The sequence below is a fragment of the Streptomyces sp. NPDC043896 genome, from assembly GCF_056435605.1.
The window spans coordinates 150,431-177,304 of record NZ_JBWKEE010000015.1; the positions used below are offsets into that span (position 1 = coordinate 150,431).

At 75.7% G+C, this 26,874-nt stretch carries 2 protein-coding genes; both read right to left on the reverse strand.

Features of this window, described 5'->3' with window-relative positions:
* Nucleotides 1-72 precede the first annotated feature (72 nt).
* Nucleotides 73-11,469 carry a type I polyketide synthase gene (locus AC069X_RS22740; RefSeq protein WP_478730787.1) on the reverse strand — a complete coding sequence of 3,799 codons (11,397 nt, stop codon included), beginning with the start codon at nt 11,467-11,469 and terminating at the stop codon, nt 73-75.
* Complete coding sequence (locus AC069X_RS22745) at nt 11,466-26,831, reverse strand: type I polyketide synthase (protein ID WP_478730763.1); 15,366 nt, start codon at nt 26,829-26,831, stop codon at nt 11,466-11,468. Before AC069X_RS22745 ends, AC069X_RS22740 begins: the two co-directional genes overlap by 4 nt.
* Between the last annotated feature and the right edge of the window lie 43 nt (nt 26,832-26,874).

The following is a 26,874-nucleotide window of genomic DNA, read 5'->3' on the forward strand; positions in this document are numbered from 1 at the left end:
GAAGGGTCGGGAAGGGGTGCGGTGGTGCGGCCGCGGTCGTGTGCACCTGCTGGTCCGGGCTCTTCCGGGTGTTCAGGAGCCGTCGAGCTCCTGGTCGATGAGCGCGAAGATGTCGTCGACGGTGGCGCTCCGCAGCCGCTCGTCGGAGGTCTCCGCGGGGGTGGGGGCGGGGCTTTCGGTGAAGGCCGCGAGCACCCCGTGCAGGCGGCTCCTGATCCGGGAGCGGACGAGTTCGTCGTCGGCTCCGACGGCGGCGAGGACCTGCTCCAGCCGGTCGAGTTCCCCGAAGACCGACACGGCCGACGGGGCCGGGGCCTCCTCTGGGGCGAGGTCGGTGCCGATGCGGGCCGCGAGCGCGACGGGCGTCGGGCAGTCGAAGACGAGGGTGGCCGGGAGGCGCAGTCCGGTGGCGGAGTTCAGCCGGTTGCGCAGTTCCACCGAGGTGAGGGAGTCGAAGCCCAGCAGCTTGAACTCCCGGTCGCGGTCCACCTCGCGGGGGCCGCCGAGGCCGAGGACCGCCGCCACCTGGGTGCGGACCAGGTCCAGCAGGGCGCCGTCCCGTTCGGGCCCGGAGAGGCGGGCCAGCCGCTCGCGCAGGGCGTCCGGGCCGGCTCCGGGTGCGGAGTCCCGTGCGGTGCGCCGGGCGGCGGGACGCAGCAGGCCGCGCAGCACCGCCGGTACGGCCCGTTCCGCGTCGGGCCCGGCAGCGGCCGGGGCCGCGGTGCCGAAGCGTACGGGTACGGCGACGGCCTGCTCCGCGGTCCGGGCCGCGTCGAAGAGGGCGAGGCCCTCCGCCGCGCGGAAGGGGACCAGCCCGGAGCGGGCCATCCGGTCCTGCCCGGACGCGTCCATGCCCGAGGCCATTCCGCCGTCCGCCCAGGGCCCCCAGGCCAGGGAGGTGGCGGGCAGCCCGGCCGCGGCGCGGCGCTGGGCGAGGGCGTCGAGGAAGGCGTTGGCGGCGGCGTAGTTGCCCTGGCCCGCGCTGCCGAGGGTCGCGGCGACCGAGGAGAACAGCACGAAGGCGGACAGGTCCGCGTCCCGCGTCAGTTCGTGCAGGTGGAGCGCCGCGTCCACCTTGGGGCGCAGTACGGTTTCCAGCCGGTCCGGGGTGAGCGAGGTGACCAGGCCGTCGTCGAGCACGCCGGCGGCGTGGAACACGGCGGTCAGCGGCCGGTCCCCGGGGATTTCCGCCAGCAGGGCGGCGAGCGCCTCCCGGTCGGCCGTGTCGCAGGCCGCGAGGGTGACGGTCTCGGCCCCGGCCGCGAGGAGGCCGGCGCGCAGGGCGTCGGCCCCGTCGGCGGCGGCGCCGCGCCGGCTGGTCACCAGCAGGTGGCGCACGCCGTGCTCGGCGGCCAGGTGGCGGGCGACGAGCCCGCCCAGCGCACCGGTGGCGCCGGTGACGAGGACGGTGCCCTCCGGGTCGGGCGCGGCGGGGACGGTGAGGACGAGCTTGCCGATGTGCCGGGCCTGGCTGAGGTGGCGCAGGGCGGCGGGCGCCTGCCGGACGTCCCAGCAGGTGAGCGGCAGGGGCCTCAGGTGTCCGGCGTCGAACAGCGCGACGAGTTCGTGGAGCATGGCGCCGATCCGGTCGGGGCCCGCCTCGATGGTGTCGAAGGCGGTGTACGCGGCGCCCCGGTGCTCCTCGGCGACCTGCCGGGGGTCGCGGACGTCGGTCTTGCCCATCTCCAGGAAGCGGCCGCCGTCGGCCAGGGTCCGCAGCGAGGCGTCCACGTACTCCCCGGCGAGGGAGTTGAGGACGACGTCCACGCCGCGGCCCGACGTCGCGGCCATGAACCGCTCCTCGAAGCCGAGGTCGCGGGAGGAGGCGAGACGGCCGGCGTCCAGGCCCCCCTTCGCCTCCAGGGCCGCCCATTTGCCCGGTCCCGCGGTGCCGTAGACCTCGGCGCCGAGGTGGCGGGCGAGCTGGGTGGCGGCCATGCCGACGCCGCCCGCCGCCGAGTGCACCAGCAGGGTCTGACCGGCCCGCAGGCCGGCCAGGTCGACCAGTGCGTAGTAGGCCGTCAGGAAGACGACGGGCACCGATGCGGCCTCGGTGAACGTCCAGCCGCGCGGCATCCGCGCCACCATCCGGTGGTCGGCGACCGCGAGCGGGCCGAAGGACTCGGGGACCATGCCGAACACCCGGTCGCCGACCGCCAGGCCGGAGGTTCCCGGTCCGGTCTCGACGACGACGCCGGCGGCCTCGCTGCCGAGGGTGGCCTCGCCGGGGTACATGCCGAGGCCGATCAGGGCGTCGCGGAAGTTGACGCCGGCGGCGCGTACGGCGATGCGTACCTGGCCCTCGCCGAGTGCGCCGGTGGCGGCGGGGTTGTCGGTGAGCGCGAGGGCGTCGAGGGTTCCGGCGGCCCCGGGGGCGCCCGCCGTGCCGGTGGTCAGCCGCCAGCCGGCCGCGCCGGGGGCGGGGCTCAGGGCGTCGGCGGGGGTCCTGCGGGCGAGCCGGGGCACGCGGGCGGTGGTGCCGCGCAGGGCGAACTGCGGTTCGCCGGTGGCCAGCGCGGCGGTGAGGACGGAGCCCCCTTCCGGGGCCGGGGCAGGGGCCGGGGCCGGTGCCGGTGCCGGTGCCGTGTCGGCGTCGCCGCCCGTGTCCGGGCCGGCGGGGTCGTCGAGGTCGGCGAGGACCAGGCGGCCCGGGTTCTCCGACTGCGCGGAGCGGACCAGTCCCCACAGGGCGCTCTGCGCCGGGTCGGAGAGGACGGCCCCCGCTTCGGGCGCCACGGCCCCCCGGGTCAGCACCACGAGCCGCGAGTCCGCGGTCCGGTCGTCGGCCAGCCAGGTCCGCAGCAGGGCCAGGCCCTCCCGGGTGACGGTGTGGACCTGCTCGGCTTCCGGTGCGCCGAGGGGGGCGCGCGGTGCCGGGACCAGGACGGTCCCGGCGAGCCGGCCGGTGCCGCCGAGGCCGGCCAGGAGCGCGAGCAGGCCCGCGTGGTCCTCGACCCGGACGAGGTCGTCCTGCCCGCCGGGCGCCAGCGGCGGCAACGGCAGGACGGGCCAGTCCAGCCGGTACAGCGCGTCCTGGTGCCCGACCCGCCGGGCGGCGGGCAGCCGGTCGGCCGTCACGGCCCGCAGGACGAGCGAGTCCACGGATACGACCGGCCGCCCGGCTCCGTCGGCTGCGAACAGGGACACCGTGTCCGGGGCGGGCGCGGTCAGCCGGACCCGCAGGACGGTCGCTCCGGTCGCCTCCAGCCGTACGCCGCTCCACGCGAACGGGATGCGTCCCTGGCCGGTGTCGGGCAGCAGCCCGCCCAGGCCGACGGCGTGCAGGGCGGAGTCCAGCAGCGCCGGGTGCACGCCGAAGCCGTCGGCTCCGGTGTCCTGCGGGAGGGAGACCTCCGCGAACACCTCGGTGCCGCGCCGCCACAGGGCCCGGAGCCCCTGGAAGAGGGGTCCGTAGCCGAAGCCGAGCTCGGTCAGGCGCTCGTAGGAGCCGTCCAGGGGGAGGGGTTCGGCGTCGGCGGGCGGCCACTGCGCGAGGTCCTGCGCGGTCGTGGCGCCGGCCGTCGGGGCGAGCACCCCGGTGGCGTGGGTCGACCAGGGCTCTTCGGATCCCGTCCCGGTCCCGTCCGGACGGGAGTGCACGCCGAGGCTGCGGCGCCCGTTCCCGTCCGGTCCGGCCACCGTGACCTGGAGCTGTACGGCGCCCTGCGCGGGCAGGGCCAGCGGGGCGTGGAGGGTGAGCTCCTCGACCCCGTCGCAGCCGGTCTCGTCGGCGGCCCGGATCGCGAGGTCGACCAGGGCCGTTCCGGGGAGCAGGGCGGCGCCCATGACCTGGTGCTCGGCCAGCCAGGGCTGGGCCGCGAGGGAGAGCCTGCCCGTCAGGACGAGGCCCTCGCCGTCGGCGAGCGACACGGCGGCGCCGAGCAGCGGGTGGCCGGCGGGACCCAGCCCGGCACTCGCCAAGTCACCTGCGGCGGGACGGGTTTCGAGCCAGTAGCGTTGGCGCTGGAAGGCGTACGTGGGCAACTCCACGCGGCGGCCGCCCAGACCGGCCAGGACCGCCGCCCAGTCGACGTGCACGCCCTGGACGTGGAGCTGCGCCAGGGCGGTGAGCACCGCCGTCTCCTCCGGCCGCTCCCCCCGCAACACCGGCAGCACGGTCCTGTCACCGTCCACGACCGCCGCCGCCAGACCCGTCAGCACACCACCGGGACCGATCTCCACGAACGTGGCGACACCCTCACCCGCCAACACCTCCACCACGTCCCCGAAGCGCACCGCCTCCCGGACATGAGCGACCCAGTAATCGACCGAACACCACTCCCGCGCCGACACCACAGCCCCCGTCAGCGCCGAAACCACCGGCAGCAACGGCGTCCCGAAGGACACCCCTTCCACCACCGTGCGGAAGTCCGCCAGCACCGGATCCATCAACGGCGAGTGGAACGCGTGTGAAACCGCCAGCGCCTTCGTCCTACGGCCCCGCGACGCCAGTTCCGCCACCACCGGCGCCACCGCCTGCGCAGCACCCGAAACCACCACGGAACAAGGCCCGTTGACCGCCGCGATCCCCACCACGTCCTCGGAGCCGTCCAGCAGGACACGGACCTCGGACTCCGGGGCCTCCACCGCCACCATCACTCCCCCACCGGGAAGCCCCTGCATCAATCGACCCCGCGCCGCCACCAGAGCCGCCGCGTCCTCCAGCGAGAACACCCCCGCCACATGAGCCGCCGCGAACTCACCGATCGAATGTCCCGCCACGAAGTCCGGGACCACACCCCAGGACTCCACCAGCCGGAACAACGCCACCTCCACCGCGAACAACGCCGGCTGCGTGAACCGCGTCTCATTCAGCAACCCGCCGTCATCCCCGAACACCACCTCCCGCAACGGCCGCTCCAGGAACCCGTCCACACGCGCACACACCTCGTCGAACGCGTCCGCGAACACCGGGAACGCCGCATACAGCTCCCGCCCCATTCCCAGCCGCTGACTCCCCTGCCCCGAGAACAGGAACGCGGTCCTGGGCTGGGACACCGCCGTGCCGCGCAGGGCCGTGTCCCTCTCCGGGGCCGGGGCGTCCGAGGCCAGGGCGCGCAGCGCGGGCAGGAAGTCCTCCAGCCGGGTGCCGACGACGGCGGCACGGTGTTCCAGTGCCGCGCGTGAGGTCGCCAGGGACAGGGCCACGTCCGCCGGTTCCAGGGCGGGGTGGCGCGTGAGGTGGTCCAGGAGGCGTCCGGCCTGCTCGCGGACGGCTTCGGGGCCGGCTCCGGAGAGCAGCCAGGGCACCGGCTTCGGTTCGGGACGGGCCTCGGCGGGGGCCGGGGGTTCGGCGGGCGGCTGCTCGATGATGACGTGGGCGTTGGTGCCGCTCACGCCGAAGGAGGAGATGCCGGCCCTTCGGGTGTGTTCCCTGCGGGCCGGCCACTCGACGGCCTCGGTCAGCAGCTCGACGGCTCCCGCCGTCCAGTCGACGTGCGGGGTCGGTTCGTCCACGTGGAGGGTCCGGGGCAGCAGGCCGTGGCGCATGGCCTCGACCATCTTGATGATCCCGCCCACCCCGGCCGCCGCCTGGGTGTGACCGATGTTCGACTTCAGCGAACCCAGCCACAACGGCTTCTCCGCATCCCGCCCCTGACCGTACGTCGCCAGCAGCGCCTGCGCCTCGATCGGATCCCCCAGCCGGGTACCCGTACCGTGCGCCTCCACCGCGTCCACGTCCGCCGCCGTCAGCCCGGCGTTGGCGAGGGCCTGCCGGATCACCCGCTGCTGGGCGGGACCGTTCGGGGCGGTCAGCCCGTTGGAGGCGCCGTCCTGGTTGATCGCGGAGCCGCGTACGAGGGCCAGTACGGGGTGGCCGTTGCGGCGGGCGTCCGAGAGCCGCTCCACCAGCAGCATGCCCACCCCCTCACCCCAGCCCGTACCGTCGGCCGCCGCCGCGAACGGCTTGCAGCGGCCGTCGGCGGCCAGCCCCCGCTGCCGGCTGAACTCGACGAAGGCGTTGGGGCTGGACATGACGGTCACCCCGCCCGCCAGGGCGAGGTCGCACTCCCCGCGCCGCAGGGCCTGCGCGGCGAGGTGGAGGGCGACGAGGGAGGAGGAGCAGGCGGTGTCCACGGTGAGGGCCGGCCCCTCCAGGCCGAAGGAGTAGGCGATGCGCCCGGAGACGACGCTCGCGGAACTGCCGGTGCCGATGTAGCCCTCCAGGTCCTGCGGGATTCCCGTCAGGCGGGAGGCGTAGTCCTGGTAGCCGGAACCGATGAACACGCCCGTGCCGGTGCCGCGCAGGGAGGTGGGGTCGAGGCCGCCGCGTTCGAAGGCCTCCCAGGCGGTTTCCAGGAGCAGCCGCTGCTGCGGGTCCATGGCCAGGGCCTCGCGGGGCGAGATCCCGAAGAAGGAGGGGTCGAAGTCGGCGACGTCGTAGAGGAAGCCTCCGTCCCGGGCGTACGTGGTGCCGGGCCGGTCCGGGTCCGGGTCGTAGAGGGTGTCCAGGTCCCAGCCCCGGTCGGCGGGGAAGGCTCCGACCGCGTCCCGGCCCTCGGCGACGAGGCGCCAGAGGTCGTCGGGGCCGCGTACCTCGCCGGGGTAGCGGCAGCTCATGGCGACGATCGCGATGGGGTCGTCCTCGTCGGCGGTGCGGGTGACGGCCGTCGGGGCGGGGGCGGCGGACCGGCCCGTGACGGCCCCGGTGAGTTCGGTCAGCAGGTGGGCGGCCAGGGCGGACGGGGAGGGGTGGTCGAAGACGAGGGTGGCCGGGAGGCGGACCCCGGTGGCGCTGCCCAGCCTGCCCCGCAGTTCGACGGCGGTCAGGGAGTCGAAGCCCAGTTCGCGGAACGCCCGGTCGGCGGGGACCGCTTCCGCGTCCTGGTGGCCGAGCACCGCGGCGGCCTCGGCCCGTACCAGGGCGAGGACGGCACGGGCCTGCTCGGCCCCGGTGAGGGCGATGGTGCGGCGGGCGAACTCGGGGAGTTCACCGTCGCCCGGGCCGTCGGAGGCCGTTCCCGCGGCTGCCCCGGTGACGGCCTCGACGGCCGCGACCGCCTCGGGGATCCCGCCGAGCAGCGGGCTGGGCCGCAGCAGCGTGAAGGAGGGCGCGAACCGCTCCCAGGCGACGTCCGCGACCGTGACCGCCGTGTCGTCGCCGGTCAGGGCGGCGCGCAGGGCGGCGATGGCCGACGGCGGGCTGAGGGCGGGCAGTCCGCGCTTGCGGAGCCGTTCCTCGGCGTCGCCGTCCTCGACCATGCCCCCGCCGGCCCAGGGGCCCCAGGCGACGGCGGTGGCGGCGAGTCCTCGGGCCCGGCGGTGTTCGGCGAGGGCGTCGAGGGAGGCGTTGGCCACGGCGTACGCCGCCTGCCCGGCCGCACCCCACACGCCGGAGACCGAGGAGAAGAGGACGAAGGCGTCCAGGTCCCGGCCGGCCAGCAGGGCGTCCAGATGCCGGGCGCCGGCGGTCTTGGCGGCGAGGACTGCGGCGAACTCCTCGGCGGTCGTGTCGGCGAGCATGGCCGGGGTGCCGACTCCGGCCGCGTGGACGACGGCGGTGAGGGGGTGTTCCCGCGGAAGGCCGGCCAGCAACCGGGCCACGGCCTCGCGGTCGGCGATGTCGCAGGCCTCGATGGTGACCCGGGCACCGCGTTCCTCCAGTTCGGCGCGGAGCGCTTCGGCGCCGGCCGCCGCCGCTCCCCGGCGGCTGGTGAGGACGAGGTGCTCGGCTCCGGCGTCGGCCAGCCAGCGGGCCACGTGGGCGCCGAGGGCTCCGGTGCCGCCGGTGATCAGGACGGTGCCGCGCGGCTGCCACGACTCCGTGGGGGCCTCCGGGGCCGGGGCGCCGGCCCCGGCCGGGTGCTGGGGCGCGCGCAGCAGACGGCGTACGAAGACGCCCGTACCGCGTACGGCCAGCTGGTCCTCGTCGGCGTGGGCGCCCGCGAGGACGGCCGCGAACCGGCGGGCGGCGCGGTCGTCGAGCACCTCGGGCAGGTCGACCAGACCGCCCCAGCGTCCGGGGTGTTCCAGCGCGGCGGTCCGGCCGAGGGCCCAGACCGCTGCCTGCCCGGGGCTGCGCAGGGGGTCGGCGGTGCCGGTGGAGACGGCGCCCCGGGTGGCGCACCACAGGGGCGCGTCGATGCCCGCGTCGCCGAGGGCCTGGATCACCGCGAGGGTCGCGGCGAGCCCTTCCGCCAGGACCGGGTGTGCCGCGTCCGGCTGCTCTTCGAGGGCCAGCAGCGACAGGATCCCGTCGACGGGGTGCTCGGCGGAGGCGGTGCGCAGCAGGTCGGCGAGTTCCTCCCGGCCCGTGCCGGGTCCGGCCGGTACGGACCGTACGGTCGCGCCGTGCTCCTTCAGGGCGCGCAGGACGGCGGCCGTCCACGGGTCGTCGGCCTGGCGGGCGGCCGGGACGAGGGCCAGCCAGTTTCCGCCGGGGCGGCCGGGGGCGGTGGCGGACGCGGGTTGCCAGGCGATGCGGTAGCGGCGTCCGTCGAGGGTGGACCGCTCCTGGTGGGTGCGCCGCCAGAGGGAGAGGGCGGGCAGGACCGAGCTGAGGGGCGCGTCGTCCGCGAGGCCGAGGCGCTGCGCGAAGGCGGCGAGGTCGGCCCGTTCCACGGAATCCCAGAATCCGGCTTCCGCCTGGTCTGCGGGCCGGGCGGGATCGGCGGTGGCCCCGCCGGAGAAGGCCGTGGACTCCAGCCAGTAGCGGCGCCGCTGGAAGGCGTAGGTGGGCAGGTCGTGGAGGGCCGGGCGGCCGGCTCGCCCGGCTCGGTCGCCGGAGACTGCGGTCAGGTCGAGCGGGGTGCCGTGGACGTGGAGCCGGCCCAGCGCGGAGACCGCCGCCAGTTCCTCGGTGCGGTCCGGGCGCAGCAGGGGGACGGCGCGAGCGGAGTCCCCGTCGAGCAGGGTCTCGGTCAGGCCGGACAGGACGCCTCCGGGCCCGACCTCGACGAACACCGAGGTTCCGGCGTCCGCCAGGGCGCGTACCGCGTCGGCGAACCGGACCGTCGCTCGGACCTGGCCCACCCAGTAGCCGGGGTCGGCGAGTTCGGCGGCGCTCAGGCGGCGGCCCGTGACGGTGGAGACGATGGGGAGGGCCGGTGCGGCGCAGGGGACGGCTTCGACGAGCTCGCGGAAGGCGTCGAGCATCGGGTCCATGAGCGGCGAGTGGAAGGCGTGGGAGACCGGCAGGGCCTTGGTCTTGCGGCCCTCTGCCGCGAGCTTCCCGGCCAGTTCGGCGACCGCGTCCCCGTCGCCCGAAACCACCACCGACGCAGGCCCGTTGACGGCGGCGATACCCACCCGGTCCTCCAGTCCGGCGAGGAGGGGCCGTACCTCCTCCTCGGAGGCCAGGACGGCCACCATCACACCACCGGCCGGCAGCTCCTGCATCAGCCGGCCACGAGCGGCCACCAGCCTCGCCGCGTCATCGAGGGAGAACACCCCCGCGACGTGGGCCGCCGCGAACTCCCCCACCGAATGCCCGGCCAGGAAGTCCGGGCGCACGCCCCACGACTCCACCAGCCGGAACAACGCCACTTCCACCGCGAACAACGCCGGCTGGGTGAACCGCGTCTCGTTCAGCAACCCGTCGTCAGTGCCGAACACCACCTCGTGTAAGGGGAGTTCCAGATGCGGATCCAACGCCGCGCACACCGCGTCGAAGGCCTCCGCGAACACCGGGAACGCGGCATGCAACTCACGCCCCATCCCCAGGCGCTGGCTGCCTTGGCCGGAGAAGAGGAACGCCGTCCTGGCCTTGCGGGCCGCTGTGCCCTCGAAGGCCAGGCCCGTGGGTTCCCGGCGGGTGAAGGCCGTGAGAGCGGCCGTCAGTTCGTCACGGTCGCGCCCCACGACGGCTGCCCGGTGGGGCAGTTGGGCTCGGGTCGTGGCGAGGGCCCGGCCGATGTCGGCGGGTTCGGCGTCCGGGTGTTCCCGTACGTACGCCAGGAGCCGGCGGGCCTGTTCGGGAAGGGCGTCGGGGGTGCGGGCCGAGAGGGGCCACAGGAGCGGGCCCGGGGCGGATCCGGCGGCAGGGGCCGCACCGGTCTCGGGAGCGGCGGCCGGTTCGGGAGCCGGTTCGGGAGCCGGTTCGGGAGCCGGTTCGGGAGCCGGCTGTTCCAGGACGACGTGGGCGTTGGTGCCGCTGACGCCGAAGGAGGAGACGCCCGCCCGGCGCGGGCCCTCCCTCTCCGGCCACGTGACGGCCTCGGTCAGCAGCCGGACGGCGCCCGCCGACCAGTCCACGTGCGGGGAGGGCGCGTCGAGGTGCAGGGTCTTCGGCAGCACCCCGTGGCGCATCGCCATCACCATCTTGATGACACCCGCCACACCGGCCGCGGCCTGCGTGTGCCCGATGTTCGACTTCAGTGCGCCCAGCAGCAGGGGCCGTTCGGTGGGGCGGTCCTGGCCGTAGGTCGCGAGGAGGGCGTGGGCCTCGATCGGGTCCCCGAGCGAGGTTCCGGTGCCGTGGGCCTCGACGGCGTCGACTTCCGCGGCGGACAGTCCGGCGTCGGCGAGGGCCTGGCGGATCACCCGCTGCTGCGCCGGCCCGCTGGGCGCGGTCAGCCCGTTGGAGGCACCGTCCTGGTTGACCGCGGAACCCCGCACGACCGCCAGCACCCGGTGCCCGTTGCGGCGCGCGTCCGAGAGCCGCTCCACGAGCAGCATGCCGACGCCCTCGCTCCAGCCGGTGCCGTCGGCGGCGGCCGCGAAGGGCTTGCAGCGGCCGTCGGCGGCCAGCCCGCGCTGGCGGCTGAACTCCATGAAGGCGCCGGGCGTGGACATCACCGTCACCCCGCTGACCAGGGCGAGGGTGCACTCGCCCTTGCGGAGCGCCTGGGCGGCGAGGTGCAGGGCGACGAGGGAGGAGGAGCAGGCCGTGTCGACCGTCACGGCGGGGCCTTCGAGGCCGAAGGTGTAGGCGAGCCGTCCGGAGATCACGGCGGCGGCGTTGCCCGTCCCGAGGTACCCGTCGAAGTCCTCCGGGGAGGTGGAGAGGCGGGCGTAGTCCTGGCCGTTGGTGCCGGCGAAGACCCCGGTACGGGAGCCGCGCAGGGCCGCCGGGTCGATCCCGGCGCGCTCGAAGGCCTCCCAGGCGGTCTCCAGGAGCAGCCGCTGCTGCGGGTCCATCATCAGGGCCTCGCGCGGCGAGATCCCGAAGAACCCGGCGTCGAAGTCCCCGACGCCGTCGAGGAACCCGCCGTGGCGGACGTAGCACGTGCCGGCGTGGTCCGGGTCGGGGTCGTAGAGCGCGTCCAGGTCCCAGCCCCGGTCGGCCGGGAAGCCGGATATCGCGTCGCCGCCTTCCGCGAGGAGGCGCCACAGCTCCTCGGGGGAACCGATGCCGCCGGGGAAGCGGCAGCTCATCGCGACGATGGCGATGGGTTCGCGGGCTTCGGCCGTGATCTGCCGGTTCTGGCGGCGCAGCCGCTCGGTCTCCTGGAGGGAGGCGCGCAGTGCCTGAACGATCTTGTCGTTCGATGTGGTCATGATGTGCTCCGTACTCAGGCCGTTGATCAGGCTTCGCTGTCGCCGAGCGCCAGTTGGATGAGGTGGTCGAGGTCCATGTCCGCGATCGCGGAGTCGGTGTCGGTGTCGGTGTCGCGGTCGCGGTCGGGTGGCGTATCCGTCGGACCGGCCAGTCCGAGCAGGGCGTCCATGAGCCCGGCTTCGCGCAGGCGGGCCAGCGGGATGGCGGCGAGGGCCCGGCGTACCCGGGTCTCGTCCGGGCCCTCCGGGGCCCGCTCGGCCGTCCCGTGCGGCAGCAGGGTGCTCAGTAGCCCATTGGTGAGGGCGCTGGGGGTGGGGTGGTCGAAGACCAGCGTCGTGGGGAGCCTGAGCCCCGTCGCCGTGCCCAGCCGGTTGCGGAGTTCGACCGCGGTGAGCGAGTCGAAGCCGAGGTCCCGGAAGGCCCGGTCGGGCTCGATGGCATCCGTCGCGGGGTAGCCCAGGACCGCCGCGGCCTCCTTCCGCACCAGGTCCAGCAGCAGGTCGTGCCGTTCCTCCGGGGGGAGGCCGGACAGGTCCCGTACGAGGTCCACGGCCGCCGGGGTGCCGACGGTGTCGTCGGCCGCGGCCGTGGCGGCGAGCGCCGCCCGTGCCTCGGGCAGGTCGGCGAGGAGGGCGCTGGGCCGGCCGATGGTGAAGGAGGGCGCGAACCTGGACCAGTCGACGTCCGCCACCACCACGGCGGTCTCGTCCCGGTCCGTGGCCAGGCGCAGGGCGGAGACCGCCAGCGCCGGGGGAAGCGAGGGCAGTCCGCTGCGCCTCAGGTACTCCTCCGCCCCTCCGTCGGCGGCCATCCCGCCCTCGGCCCAGGGGCCCCAGGCGACGGCCGTCGCGGCGAGGCCCCTGGCCCGGCGGTGCTGGGCGAGGGCGTCGAGGAAGGCGTTGCCCGCGGAGTAGGCGGCCTGGCTGCCGCTGCCCCACACCCCGGAGACGGACGAGAAGAGGACGAACGCGTCCAGCTGCCGGTCGGCGAGCAGTTCGTCCAGGTGGACCGCGCCGGCCACCTTGGCCGCGACCACGGCGGCCAGCTCCTCGGGGGTGGTCTCCGCGACGGTGGTGAACTGCGGCAGCCCTGCGGCGTGGACGACGGCGGTCAGCGGGGCGGGGTCCTCGGACAGGGTGTCCAGCAGGGCCGCCACGGCCGCCCGGTCGGCGACGTCGCACGCGGCCACCGTCACCCGGACCCCCGACTCCCGCAGTTCGGCGGCGAGTTCGACCGCGCCGGCTGCGGCTTCCCCCCGCCTGCCGACGAGGACCAGGTGTTCGGCACCGGCCTCGGCGAGCCAGCGGGCGGTGTGACCGCCGAGCGAGCCCGTACCGCCGGTGATCAGTACGGTGCCCCGGGGCTTCCAGCCGTCGCCGCCGGTACCGGCGGCTCCCGTGGTGCGGGGCATCCGGGTCAGCCTGCGGACCTGGATCCCGGTGGCGCTCACCGCGAGCTGGTCCTCGCCGTCGGCCCCGCCGAGGACCTCGGCGAGCCGGGCGAGGGTCCGCTCGTCGGGGGTGCCCGAGCCGGTGGCGTGACCGGAGCCGGAGTCGGGCAGGTCGACCAGGCCGCCCCAGCGGGCCGGGGTCTCCAGCGCGACCGCGCGTCCCATGCCCCAGACCAGGGCCTGGAGCGGGCGGGTGACCGGCCGGGAGCCGCTGACGGCCACGGCCCCGCTGGTGAGGCACCACAGCGGTGCCTCGGCATCCAGGTCCCCGAGCGCCTGGACGAGGGCGACGGTGGCCGTGAGACCGGCCGGCAGGCCGGCGTGCGCCGGGTGGCTCCGCTCGTCCAGTGCCAGCAGGGACAGGACCCCGGCCGGCGGGACGCCGTCCGCGGCTCCGGCCTCCCGCAGCAGCGCGGCCAGCGCCTCGCGGTCGGCCCCGGGGTGGGTGACGGTGACGAGGAGCGGGTCGGCGGCCCGGTCGCGGAGCATCCGGACGTAGGGCTCGGCGGTCGCCGTGTCCGGGGCCACGACCAGCCAGGTACCCGAGGGGGAGGCGGCCGGCAGGTCGGTACGGGGCCTCCACACCGCCTGGTAGCGCCAGCCGTCGAGGGTGCTCCGGGTCCGGGTCTCCCGGCGCCAGGCCGCGAGCGCGCCGAACACCGAGTCCAGCGGTGCCCCGGCCGCCACCCCGAGCCGTGCGGCGAGGGCCTCCGGGCCGCCGTTCTCGACGGTGTCCCAGAACTCCGCTTCCGCCGCGTCGGCCGGTGCGGGAACGCCCGCGGCCGGTGCGGGTCCGGCCGTCAGCCAGTAGCGCTCGCGCTGGAAGGCGTAGGTCGGCAGGTCGACCCTGCGGGCGCCCTGACCGGCCAGGACTGCCGTCCAGTCCACCGGGATGCCCTGGACGTGGAGCTGCGCCAGGGCGGTGAGCAGCGCCGTCTCCTCCGGCCGGTCCGCCCTCAGGACCGGGAGTGCTGTCCGGTCGCCGTCCACCACGGCCGCCGTCATACCGGCCAGCACGCCTCCCGGACCGATCTCCACGAACGTAGCGACCCCCTCGGCCGCCAGCGCCTGCACCGCGTCCGCGAAACGCACCGTCTCCCGGACGTGAGCGACCCAGTAATCGGCAGAGCAGAACGCCTCCGCCGACACCACAGCCCCCGTCAGCGCCGAGACCACCGGCAGCGTGGGTGTCCCGAAGGACACGCCTTCCACGACCTCGCGAAAGTCCGCGAGCATCGGGTCCGTCAACGGCGAATGGAACGCGTGCGAAACCGCCAGCGCCGTCGTCCTACGGCCTGCGGCGGACAACCTCGCCACCACCCGTGACACGGCCTCCTCAGCGCCTGAAAGCACCACCGAAGCAGGCCCGTTGACCGCCGCGATGCCCACGGCGTCTTCGCAGCCGTCCAGCAGGTCGCGGACCTCGGCCTCCGACGCCTCCACCGCCACCATCACTCCCCCAGCGGGAAGTGCCTGCATCAAACGACCCCGCGCGGCCACCACGGCCGCCGCGTCCTCCAGCGAGAACACCCCGGCGGCATGGGCGGCAGCGAACTCACCGATGGAATGCCCGGCCAGGAAGTCCGGGCGCACGCCCCAGGACTCCACCAGCCGGAACAACGCCACTTCCACCGCGAACAACGCCGGTTGGGCGAACCGCGTCTCGTTCAGCAGATCGCCGTCCTCGCCGAACACCACCTCCCGCAACGGCCGCTCCAGATGCCCGTCCACACGCGCACACACCTCGTCGAACGCGTCCGCGAACACCGGGAACGCCGCATACAGCTCCCGCCCCATCCCCAGCCGCTGACTCCCCTGCCCCGAGAACAGGAACGCCGTGCGGGCTGCCGCTGCCGCCGCGCGGCCCCGTACGAGGCCGGCCGACGGCTCGCCCTGGATCAGGGCGGCCAGGCCCGCGGCCAGTTCCTCGGTGGTCCCGCCCAGGACCACCGCGCGGTGGGACAGGGCCGTGCGGGACTCGGCCAGGGAGAGGGCCAGGTCCGCCGGGATGAGGCCCGGGTGGGAGCGCGTGTGGGCGAGGAGGTTGCGCGCCTGCTCGCGCAGGGCGGCTTCGTCCCCGCCGGACAGCGTCCAGGGCAGGCAGCCGCGCCCCGTGGCGCGGGCCGGCCGGGTCCCGGGTCCCTCGGCCCGCTCGGTGTCCTCGGGGGCCGTCGGGGCCTCTTCGATGACGGTGTGGGCGTTGGTGCCGCTCACCCCGAAGGAGGAGACGGCCGCCCGGCGGGGGCGATCGCCCTCCGTCCAGCGGACGGGCTCCGTGAGCAGGCGTACCGCGCCGGCCGACCAGTCCACGTGCGGGGAGGGCTCGTCGACGTGGAGGGTCCTGGGGAGCAGGCCGTGCCGGAGCGACAGCACGGTCTTGATCACGCTCGCCACGCCGGAGGCGGCCTGGGTGTGGCCGATGTTGGATTTGAGCGAGCCCAGCCACAGTGGCCGTTCCGCGTCCCGCCCTTGTCCGTACGTCGCCAGCAGCGCCTGCGCCTCGATCGGGTCGCCGAGGGCCGTGCCGGTGCCGTGTGCCTCGACGGCGTCCACATCGGCCGCCGTCAGCCCGGCGTTGGCGAGGGCCTGCCGGATCACCCGCTGCTGGGCGGGACCGTTCGGGGCGGTCAGCCCGTTGGAGGCCCCGTCCTGGTTGACGGCCGAGCCACGGACGACGGCGAGGACGGGGTGGCCGTGGCGGCGGGCGTCCGAGAGCCGCTCCACCAGCAGCATGCCCACCCCCTCACCCCAGCCCGTACCGTCGGCCGCCGCCGCGAACGGCTTGCAGCGGCCGTCGGCGGCCAGCCCCCGCTGCCGGCTGAACTCGACGAAGGCGTTGGGGCCGGCCATCACGGCCGCCCCTCCGACCAGTGCCAGTTCGCACTCGCCCTGGCGCAGCGCCTGGGTGGCCAGGTGCAGGGCGACCAGGGAGGAGGAGCAGGCCGTGTCCACGGTCAGCGCGGGCCCTTCGAGGCCCAGCGCGTAGGCGATGCGGCCGGACATGACGCTGCTGGAGGTGCCGGTGAGGAGGTGTCCCTCGACTCCGTCGGGCAGGGCGCCCGGCATGGCGCCGTAGCCCTGGTAGCCGGAGCCGATGAAGACGCCGGTGCGGCTGCCGCGCAGGGAGGAGGGGGCGAGCCGGGCCCGTTCCAGGGTCTCCCAGGCGGTCTCCAGGAGCAGCCGCTGCTGCGGGTCCATGGCCAGGGCCTCGCGCGGGGAGATCCCGAAGAACCGGGCGTCGAAGCGGCCCGCGTCGTGGAGGAATCCGCCCTCGGCGACGTACGTGGTGCCGGGGTGCTCGGGGTCCGGGTCGTAGAGGGAGTCCAGGTCCCAGCCCCGGTCGGCGGGGAACGGGGTGACGGCGTCGACCCCGTCGGCCAGCAACTGCCAGAACCGCTCCGGGGTGTCGGCGCCGCCGGGGAAACGGCAGCCCATGGCGACGATCGCGATGGGCTCGTCGGGGGCGGCGCCCGCCCCGGTGGGTCCGGCAGGTGCGGTGCCGCCCGTCGGAAGGGCCCCGGTCGTGCGGCCCGACACCTCGGAGGAGATGAAGGCGGCGAGGGCCTCGGCGTTGGGGTGGTCGAACACCAGGGTGGCGGGCATGCGCAGCCCGGTGGCCCCGTTCAGGCGGTTGCGCAGTTCGACGCCGGTCAGGGAGTCGAAGCCGAGGTCCTTGAACGACCGGTCGGAGGCCACCGCGGCCGGGCCCGAGTGGCCCAGGGCCCGGGCCACTTCGGCCCGCACGAGGTCCAGGAGCGCGCGGTGGCGTTCGGCAGCCGGGAGGGCGGCGAACACGGCGGTGCGGGAGGGCGCCGTGCCCTCGTCCGTGCCCTCGGTGTCCGCGTCTCCGCCGGCGGCCGTGAGGGCCGTACGGGCCTCGGGCAGGCCGGCGAGGAGGGCGCTGGGCCGGGCGAGGGTGAAGGCGGGCGCGAACCGGTCCCAGTCGACGTCGGCGACGACGACCGTGGTGTCGTCGAGGTCCAGTGCCCGTTGGAGTGCGGCGACGGCCGTGTCCGGGGCCATGGCCGGCAGGCCGCGCCGGCGCAGGTGGGCCTCGGCCGCGTCGTCACCCGCCATGCCGCCGTCGGCCCAGGGGCCCCAGGCGACGGAGGTCGCGGCGAGGCCTCGGGCGCGGCGGTGTTCGGCGAGGGCGTCGAGGTGGGCGTTGGCCGCGCAGTAGGCGGCCTGGCTGCCGCTCCCCCAGACGGCGGCGACGGAGGAGAACAGGACGAAGGCGTCCAGGTGCCGGTCGGCGAGCAGTTCGTCGAGGTGTCGGGCGCCGGCCGCCTTGGCGGCGACGACGGCGGCGAGGTCGGCCGGGGTGAGGGTGTCGGTGGGGGTGAACTGGGGCAGGCCGGCGGCGTGGATCACGGCCGTGAGCGGGTGGCGGTCCTCCGGCAGGGCCCGCAGCAGTCCGGCGACCTGCTCGCGGTCGGTGAGGTCGCAGGCGGTGAGGGTGACCCGGGCTCCCAGTTCCTCGATCTCGGTGGCGAGTTCGCGTGCGCCGGGGGCCTGCGGTCCCCGTCGGCTGGTGAGCACGAGGTGGTCGGCTCCGTTCCGCGCGAGGTGCCGGGCGACCCGGGCGCCGAGGGCTCCGGTGCCGCCGGTGATCAGGACGGTGCCGCTCGGCCGCCACGTCCGGGCGGCGGACGTCGGCGTGGCGGCGTCGGCGGCATGGGCGCGGACCAGGCGGCGGGCGAAGAGGCCGGACGGCCGGATCGCGATCTGGTCCTCCGCCCCGGTCCCGTCGGCGTCGGCGAGGACCGAGACGAGGCGGTCGGCGGCCCGCTCGTCCAGGGCGGCGGGCAGGTCGACGAGTCCGCCCCAGCGGTCCGGGTGGTCGAGGGCCGTGGAACGTCCGAGTCCCCACACCATGGCCTGCTGCGGGCTGGTCAGGGTGTCCGACCGCCCCACGGCGACCGCTCCCCGGGTGGCGCACCAGAGGGGCGCCGTGGTCCCGGCGTCGCCCAGGGCCTGGACCAGCAGGATGGTCAGGGCCGGCCCGGCGGGCAGGTCGGGGTGGTCCGGGTGGGGCGCGTCGGTGAGCGCGAGGAGGGACAGCACCCCGGCCGGCGCCGTCGCGCCGGGGTCGCGGCGCAGGCGTGCGGCGAGTTCCGTACGGGTCGCGTCCGCGCGTACGGACAGCAGGGCGACCTCGGCGCCGTGGCGGGCCAGGGAGTCGGTGACGGCGGCGACGGCGGGGTCGTCCGCGACACCGTCGGGGACGACGAGCAGCCAGGTGCCGGTCGGCTCGGCGGTGTTCCGGCTGCGGGTCAGCGGCTGCCAGGTGATCCGGTAGCGCCAGGAGTCGACGACGGACCGGCTGCGCTGCCGTCGGCGCCATTGGGAGAGCGCGGGCAGGACGGAGCTGAGCGGGGAGTCCCCGGCGAGTTCCAGCCGTTCGGCGAGGGCGTCCAGGTCCTGGTTCTCGACGGTGTCCCAGAACGCGGCCTCGGCCGGGTCCGCCGGCTCGGTGCCGGCTCCCCGGGGTCCGGCGGGGACCAGCCAGTAGGGCTGGTGCCGGAAGGGGTAGGTGGGCAGGTCGGTGCGGCGGGCGCCGCGACCGGCGAACACGGCCTCCCAGTCGACGGGGGTGCCGTGGACGTGGAGGTGGGCGAGAGCGGTGGTGACGGCCAGGCCCTCGGGGCGGTCGGCGCGCAGGACGGGCACGGTGACGGCCTGCTCGTCCAGGGCCTCCTGGGCGAGGGCGGTCAGGACGCCGCCGGGGCCGATCTCCAGGAAGGTGCGGGCCCCTTCGGCGGCGAGGGTGGTAACGGCGTCGGCGAACCGGACCGGTTCCCGGACGTGCCGCACCCAGTACCCGGGCGAGCAGAACTCCTCCGCCGTCACGATCCGGCCCGTGAGGGTCGACACGATCGCAACCTTCGGCGCCTGGAAGGACACCGACTCCGCAACCTGCCGGAAGGCGTCGAGCATCGGGTCCATCAACGGCGAGTGGAAGGCGTGGGACACCGGCAGCGCCTTGGTCTTGCGGCCCTCTGCCGCGAGCTTCCCGGCCAGTTCGGCGACCGCGTCCTCGACGCCCGAAACCACCACCGACGCAGGCCCGTTGACGGCGGCGATACCCAGCCGGTCCTCCAGTCCGACGAGGAGGGGCCGTACCTCATCCTCCGAGGCCTGGACGGCCACCATCACACCACCGGCCGGCAACTCCTGCATCAACCGACCACGAGCAGCGACCAGCATCGCCGCGTCTTCCAACGACAGCACACCGGCCACATGAGCCGCCGCGAACTCCCCCACCGAATGCCCGGCCAGGAAGTCCGGGCGCACCCCCCACGACTCCACCAGCCGGAACAACGCCACCTCGACGGCGAACAACGCCGGCTGGGTGAACCGCGTCTCGTTCAGCAACCCGTCGTCAGTGCCGAACACCACCTGCTTCAGCGGCAGTTCGAGGTGCACGTCCAGCGCCTCACACACCGCGTCGAAGGCCTCCGCGAACACCGGGAACGCGGCATGCAGTTCACGCCCCATCCCCAGGCGCTGGCTGCCCTGCCCCGAGAACAGGAACGCGGTCCGTCCGGCGCCTCCCGTGGTTGCCGTGCCGCGCACGGTCTCCTGTCCCGGGGTCTCTCCGCGCGCGAGGGTGGTCAGGCCGCGCAGCAGGTCCTCCCGGCCGTTGCCGGTGATGACCGCGCGGTGCGGGAAGGCGGTGCGGGTGGTCGCCAGGGAGAGGGCGATGTCCGTCGCGTCGGGCCGGCCGGCGGAGCGGATGTGGGCCAGGAGCCGTTCCGCCTGGGCCCGCAGGGCGTTCTCGTCCCTCGCGGAGATCAGCCAGGGGACGGGGAGGGGCGGCGCCGCGGGGGCCTCGTCCGGGTCGTTGTCCACCCGGCCGGTGTGGTCCTCCTCCGGGGCCTGTTCGATGACGACGTGGGCGTTGGTGCCGCTGACGCCGAAGGAGGAGACGCCCGCCCGGCGCGGTCGGCCACCGTCCTGCGTCCACTGCCGGGCCTCGGTCAGCAGGCGTACGTCTCCCGCCGACCAGTCCACGTGGGGCGACGGCTCGTCCACGTGCAGGGTCTTCGGCAGCACCCCGTGGCGCATCGCCATCACCATCTTGATGACACCCGCCACACCGGCCGCGGCCTGCGTGTGCCCGATGTTGGACTTGACCGTGCCCAGCCACAGCGGCCGGTCCGCCTCCCGGCCGGTGCCGTAGGCCTTCAGCAGGGCCTGGGCTTCGATGGGGTCGCCCAGGGTGGTTCCGGTGCCGTGGGCCTCGACGGCGTCGACTTCCGCGGCGGACAGTCCGGCGTCGGCGAGGGCCTGGCGGATCACCCGCTGCTGCGCCGGCCCGCTGGGCGCGGTCAGCCCGTTGGAGGCACCGTCCTGGTTGACCGCGGAACCCCGTACGACCGCCAGCACCCGGTGCCCGTTGCGGCGCGCGTCCGAGAGCCGCTCCACGAGCAGCATGCCGACGCCCTCGGCGAGGCCGGTGCCCTCCGCCGACGCGGCGAAGGCGCGGCAGCGGGCGTCCGGTGCCAGTCCGCGCTGGCGGCTGAAGCCGATGAGGGCACCCGGGGTGGACATGACGGTGACCCCGCCCGCGAGGGCCAGGTCGCATTCGCCCCGGCGCAGGGACTGCGCGGCCAGGTGGAGGGCGACGAGGGAGGAGGAGCAGGCCGTGTCGACGGTCACCGCCGGGCCTTCGAGGCCGAAGGTGTAGGCGACCCGTCCCGACACCACCGAGGCGGAGTTGGCGGTGAGGAGGTGCCCTTCCATGCCTTCGGCCTGCTCCGGTGAGAGTCCGACGGCGTAGTCCTGGCCGTTGGTGCCGGCGAAGACCCCGGTACGGGAGCCGCGCAGGGCCGCCGGGTCGATCCCGGCGCGCTCGAAGGCCTCCCAGGAGGTTTCCAGGAGCAGCCGCTGCTGGGGGTCCATGGACAGGGCCTCGCGGGGCGAGATGCCGAAGAACTCGGGGTCGAAATCGCCCGCGTCGTGCAGGAATCCGCCCTCCCTGACGTAGCTGGTGCCCGGGTGGTCGGGGTCCGGGTGGTAGAGCGCGTCGAGGTCCCAGCCGCGGTTGGCGGGCAGGCCGGTGATGGCGTCGGTGCCGTCGGCGAGGAGCCCCCAGAGGTCTTCGGGGCTGCGGACCTCGCCGGGCAGCCGGCAGCTCATGGCGACGATGGCGACGGGTTCCTCGCCGCCCGTGGCGGTGGGCCGGCGGGGCGCGGTGGGCACGGTGGTGACGAGGGCCGTGCCGGGGTGGCCGCCGGGGATTTCGTCCAGGAGGTGGCCGGCGAGGGCGGCGGGGGTGGGGTGGTCGAAGACGGCGGTGGCGGGCAGGCGTACGCCGGTGGCGGCGGTGAGCCGGTTGCGGAGTTCCATCGCGGCGAGTGAGTCGAAGCCGAGTTCGCGGAAGGCCCGGCCGGGGTCGACGGCCTCGGGGGTGGTGTGGCCGAGTACGGAGGCCACCTGGTTGCGCACGAGGGTGAGTACGGTGTCCTCGCGCTCGGCGGGCGGCAGGGCGGCCAGCCGGGACAGTTCGGCGGAGAGGCCGCCGGGGCCGGGTGCGGTGCTGTGGGCGGCGCGGCGCGCGGGGGGCCGTACGAGTCCGCGGAGCAGGGCGGGTACGGGGCCTGCCGTCCGGGTGCGCAGCGCGGCGAGGTCGAGGCGTACGGGGGCCAGGGCCGCGTCGTCGAGGGTGCGGGCGGTGTCGAGGAGGCGCAGGCCCTCGTCGGCGGTGAGGGGGACGAGTCCGGCGCGGGTCATCCGCCGCAGGGCTTCGTCCGCGAGGCGGGTCTGGTCGCCGCGTTCGTCCCAGACGCCCCAGGCGAGGGCGGAGGCGGGCAGGCCGTGGGCCCGGCGGTGGTGGGCGAGGGCGTCGAGGAAGGCGTTGCCCGCGGCGTAGGCGCCCTGACCGGCGCCGCCGAAGGTGCCGGCGAGGGAGGAGAAGAGGACGAAGGCGGAGAGGTCCAGGTCCCGGGTCAGTTCGTGGAGGTTGAGTGCGGCGTCGACCTTGGGGCGCAGCACGAGGTCGAGGTCGTCGGCGGTGAGGGAGTCGACGGGGCCGCCGGTCACGACGGCGGCGGCGTGGACGACGGCGGTGAGCGGCCGGTCGGCGGGGACGGCGGCGAGGAGGGCCGCGAGGGCGTCGCGGTCGGCGGCGTCGCAGGCGGCGACGGTGACGGTGGCGCCGAGGGCGGTGAGTTCCTCGCGGAGTGCGGTGGCCCCTTCGGTGTCGGGGCCGCGGCGGCTGGTGAGGAGGAGGTTGCGGACGCCGTGGGCGGTGATGAGGTGGGCGGCGACGAGCCGGCCGAGGGCGCCGGTGCCTCCGGTGATCAGTACGGTGCCCGCGGGGTCGAGGGCGGGGGTGTCGGCGGGTTCCGCCGCGACCGGGACGCGGGCCAGCCGGGGTACGGACATCCTGCCGTCGCGCAGGGCCAGTTGGGGTTCGCCGGTGGCGACGGCGGCGGGCAGGCGGCGCAGGGAGTCCGGGGTGCCGTCGGTGTCGGCGAGGACGAGGCGGTCGGGGTGCTCGGACTGGGCGGAGCGGATCAGGCCCCAGACGGGGGCGTGGTCCGGGCGGGTGTGCGGTGCGCCGTCGGTGTCCTCGGCCGGTACGGCCACGGCGTCGCGGGTGAGGAGGACCAGCCGGGAGGCGGCGAAGCGGTCGTCGGCGAGCCAGTCCCGCAGGAGGGCGAGGGCGCCCCGCGCGGTCTCGCGGACGGCGTCCGGGGCGGCGCCGGCGTCGGGCGCGGCGCCGGTCACGGGGAGGACGACGGCGACGGTGGCGGGGACGGGTGCGCCGGCCGTGACGGCCCCGGCCAGGGCGGTGAGGTCGGGGTGGGTGGCGGGTCGCGGGCCGCAGGCCTCCAGGGCGGCGGCGGTCTCGTGGAGGGCCGCCGTGTCCCCGGTGCCGGTTGGCACGCCGGTACCGATGAGGGTCCAGGCTTCGGCGGGGCCGGGGACGGTGTCGGCGATGGGCCGAACTGGCCACTCCACCCGGTAGAGGGATTCGTGGTGGCGGGTGAGCGCGGCCCGCAGGTGTTCCTCGCTCGCCTCCCGGAAGGCGAGCGTGCCGACGGTGGCCACGGTCCGGCCGCTGTCGTCGGCGGCGGTGACGGTGACCGCGTCGGGTCCGGCCGGGGTCAGCCGGACCCGCAGCCGGGTGGCTCCGCCCGCGTGGAGGCGTACGTCCTCCCAGGAGAAGGCCATCCGGCCGGTGCCCATGTCCCCGAGCGGGCCGAAGCCGACGGCGTGCAGCGCGGCGTCCAGCAGGGCCGGGTGGAGCCCGTACCGGTCGGCGTCGGCGCGGGCGTCCTCGGGGAGGACCACCTCGGCGAAGACGTCGTCGCCGAGCCGCCAGGCGGCGCGCAGGCCCTGGAAGAGCGGGCCGTAGGCGAAGGAGCGGGCGGCGAGGCCGGCGTAGAAGCCGTCGAGGCCGATGGGGGCCGCACCGGCGGGCGGCCAGTCGGCCGGCGGGGCTTCGGCGGCGGGGCTCGCCGTGGCGGGGGCGGAGTTCAGTACGCCGGTGCCGTGGCAGGTCCAGCCGTCTTCGGCGGCGGTGTCGGCGGCGTTGCCGGTGTCGGGGCGGGAGTGGACGGCGAAGCGCCGGTCTCCGGCTCCGTCGGCCGGCCCGACGGCGACCTGGACGAGGACGCCTCCCTGCCCGGGCAGGACCAGCGGTGCCTGGAGGGTGAGTTCGGCCAGGTTGTCGCAGCCGAGGTGGTCACCGGCCCGTACGGCGAGCTCCACGAAGGCGGTGCCGGGGAGGACGACCGCGCCCAGCACCTCGTGTTCCGCGAGCCAGGGGTGCGTGCGCGTGGACAGCCGGCCGGTCAGCAGCAGCCCGTCCGTGTCGGCGAGGGTGGTGACGGCGCCCAGCAGGGGGTGGTCCGACGGGGCGAGGCCCAGGCCCGCCGCGTCCGCCGGGGCGTGCGGGGCGTCGAGCCAGTACCGCTCGTGCTGGAAGGCGTACGTGGGCAGCGGGATCCGCCGGGCGTCAGGGGCGGCGAGGACGGCGGGCCAGTCGAGGGCGACGCCGTGCGCGTGGGCTTCGGCGGCGGAGCGCAGGAAGCGGCCGGTGCCGCCCTCGTCGCGGCGCAGCGTGCCGAAGGTGACGGCGCCGCCGCCCAGCTCGTCGAGGGTCTCCTGGATGCCGACGGTCAGCACCGGGTGCGCGCTGACCTCGATGAGGGCGCCGTGGCCGTCCCGGACGAGGGCGCGGGTGGCCTCTTCGAAGCGGACGGTCTGGCGCAGGCTGCGGTACCAGTACTCGGCGTCGAGCCGGCCGGTGTCCACGACGCCGCCGGTGACGGTGGAGTAGAACGGCACCTCGCCGGCGCGGGGGGTGATGTCGGCGAGGGCGTCGAGGACGCGGTCGCGGACGGCCTCGACGTGCGCGGAGTGGGAGGCGTAGTCCACGGCGATCAGCCGGGCCCGGAAGCCGTCGGCGTGCAGGGCGTCGCGGAGCTCGGCGAGGGCGTCGGCGTCTCCGGAGACGACGGTGGAGGACGGGCTGTTGACGGCGGCGACGGACAGCCGCTCGCCCCACGGGGCCATCCGGGGGGTGAGCCGGTCCAGGGGCAGGGCGACGGAGAGCATGCCGCCCCGGCCGGACAGTACGGTCAGCGCCCGGCTGCGCAGGGCCACGACCTTCGCGGCGTCCTCCAGGCTGAGCGCGCCGACGACGGCCGCGGCGGCGATCTCGCCCTGGCTGTGGCCCGCGACGGCGGCGGGGTGCACGCCGTGGGAGCGCCACAGTTCGGCCAGCGAGACCATCACCGCGAACAGGACGGGCTGTACGACGTCCACCCGGTCGAAGCCGGGGGCGCCGGGCGCGCCGCGCAGGACGTCCGTCAGCGACCAGTCGACGTGGGGGGCGAGGGCTTCCTCGCACTGGCGCAGGCGCTCCGCGAAGACCGGTGCGGTGTCGAGGAGTTCGACGGCCATGCCGGCCCACTGGGAGCCCTGGCCGGGGAAGACGAAGGCGGCCTGGCGGGTGTCGGCTGCGGTGCCGCGTACGACGTGGGTGCCCGCGGGGGCGGGTGTGCCGGGGTCCGCGTCGGCGAGGTGGTCCAGTGCCCGGTCCAGGCCGGCCCGGTCGGCCGCGAGGAGTACGGCGCGGTGGGGGAAGGCGGTACGGGTGGTGGCGAGGGAGTGGGCGACGTCGGCGGCGGTCGGGGTGGCGCCGTCGGGCGCGGCGGGCAGCGCGGCCAGGTGGGCTCGGAGCCGGGCGGCCTGGGCGGCGAGGGCGGCCGGGGACTTGGCGGAGAGCGGCCAGGGGGTGAGCGGGAGGGCACGTCCGGCCGCGCCGGGGGTGGTTTCCGCGCCGGGGGCGGTGTCGGGCGCGGTGCCCGTGCCGGGAGCAGTGTCGGGCGCGGATTCCGTGCCGGGGGTGGTGTCGGGCGCGGTGTGCCCCGGGGTGGTGTCGGGCGCGGTGCCCGTGCCGGGAGCAGTGTCGGGTGCGGGTTCCGTGCCGGGGGTGGTGTCGGGGTGTCCCGTCGCGGCTGCCGGATCGGGTGCGGATTGCGGATCGGGGGCGGCTTCGGGTTCCGACGCGGATTCCGGCTCCGTCGCGGCGAGGTGCTGTTCGATGACGACGTGCGCGTTGGTGCCGCTGACGCCGAACGCGGAGACGGCCGCCCTGCGGGGCCGGCCGGCCCCGGTCTCGGGCCATGCGGTGTTCTCCGTGACCAGGGAGACGGCCCCCGAGGACCAGTCGACGTGCGGGGTCGGCCGCTGCGCGTGCAGGGTCTTCGGCAGGATGCCGTGGCGCAGCGCCTGCACCATCTTGATGACGCCCGCGACGCCGGCCGCGGCCTGCGTGTGTCCGAGGTTGGACTTGACCGAGCCCAGCCACAGCGGCCGGTCGGCGGGCCGCTCCTGGCCGTAGGCCGCGAGCAGTGCCTGTGCCTCGATCGGGTCGCCGAGGGTGGTGCCGGTGCCGTGGGCTTCGACGGCGTCCACGTCGGACGGGGAGAGCAGGCCGTTGGCCAGGGCCTGCCGGATGACGCGCTGCTGGGCGGGCCCGTTGGGGGCGGTGAGCCCGTTGCTGGCGCCGTCCTGGTTGACGGCGGATCCCCGGACCACGGCCAGGACGGGGTGTCCGAGCCGGACCGCGTCGGAGAGCCGCTCGACGAGGAGCATGCCCACGCCCTCGGACCAGCCGGTCCCGTCGGCGTCGGCGGAGAAGGCGCGGCAGCGGCCGTCGGGCGAGAGCCCGCGCTGGCGGCTGAACTCGACGAAGGTGGTCGGTCCCGCCATCACGGTGACGCCGCCGGCGAGGGCGAGGTCGCATTCGCCCTGTCGCAGGGCCTGGACGGCGAGGTGCAGGGCCACGAGGGAGGAGGAGCAGGCCGTGTCGATGGTGACGGCCGGGCCCTCCAGGCCGAGGGTGTAGGCGATGCGGCCGGAGACCACGCTGCCGGTGTTGCCGGTGCTCACGTATCCCTCGATGCCGTCGGGCATGGCGGGGAGGCGGGAGACGTAGTCGTGGTACATGACTCCGGCGAACACGCCGGTGCGGCTGCCGCGCAGGGACTGCGGGTCGAGTTCGGCGCGTTCGACCGCCTCCCAGGAGGCTTCGAGGATGAGCCGCTGCTGGGGGTCCATGGCGAGGGCCTCGCGCGGGCCGATCCCGAAGAACGCGGGGTCGAAGTCTGCGGCCCCGTGCAGGAAGCCGCCTTCCCGGGTGTAGGTGGTGCCGGGGTTCTCGGGGTCCGGGTCGTAGAGCGCGTCGAGGTCCCAGCCGCGGTCGTCGGGGAAGCCGGATATCGCGTCACGGCCCGAGGCGATCAGCTCCCACAGGTCTTCGGGTGACTCGACGCCGCCGGGGAAGCGGCAGCTCATGCCCACGATCGCGATCGGCTCGCGGTTCTTGCCCTCGGCTTCGCGCAGTCGTCGGCGCGCGTGACGCAGATCGACGGTGGCGCGCTTGAGGTAGTCGCGGAGCTTGTTCACATCGGTCGTCATCTGGGTTCTGTTCCTCAACGCGAAGGGATGGGCGTGCTGGTGG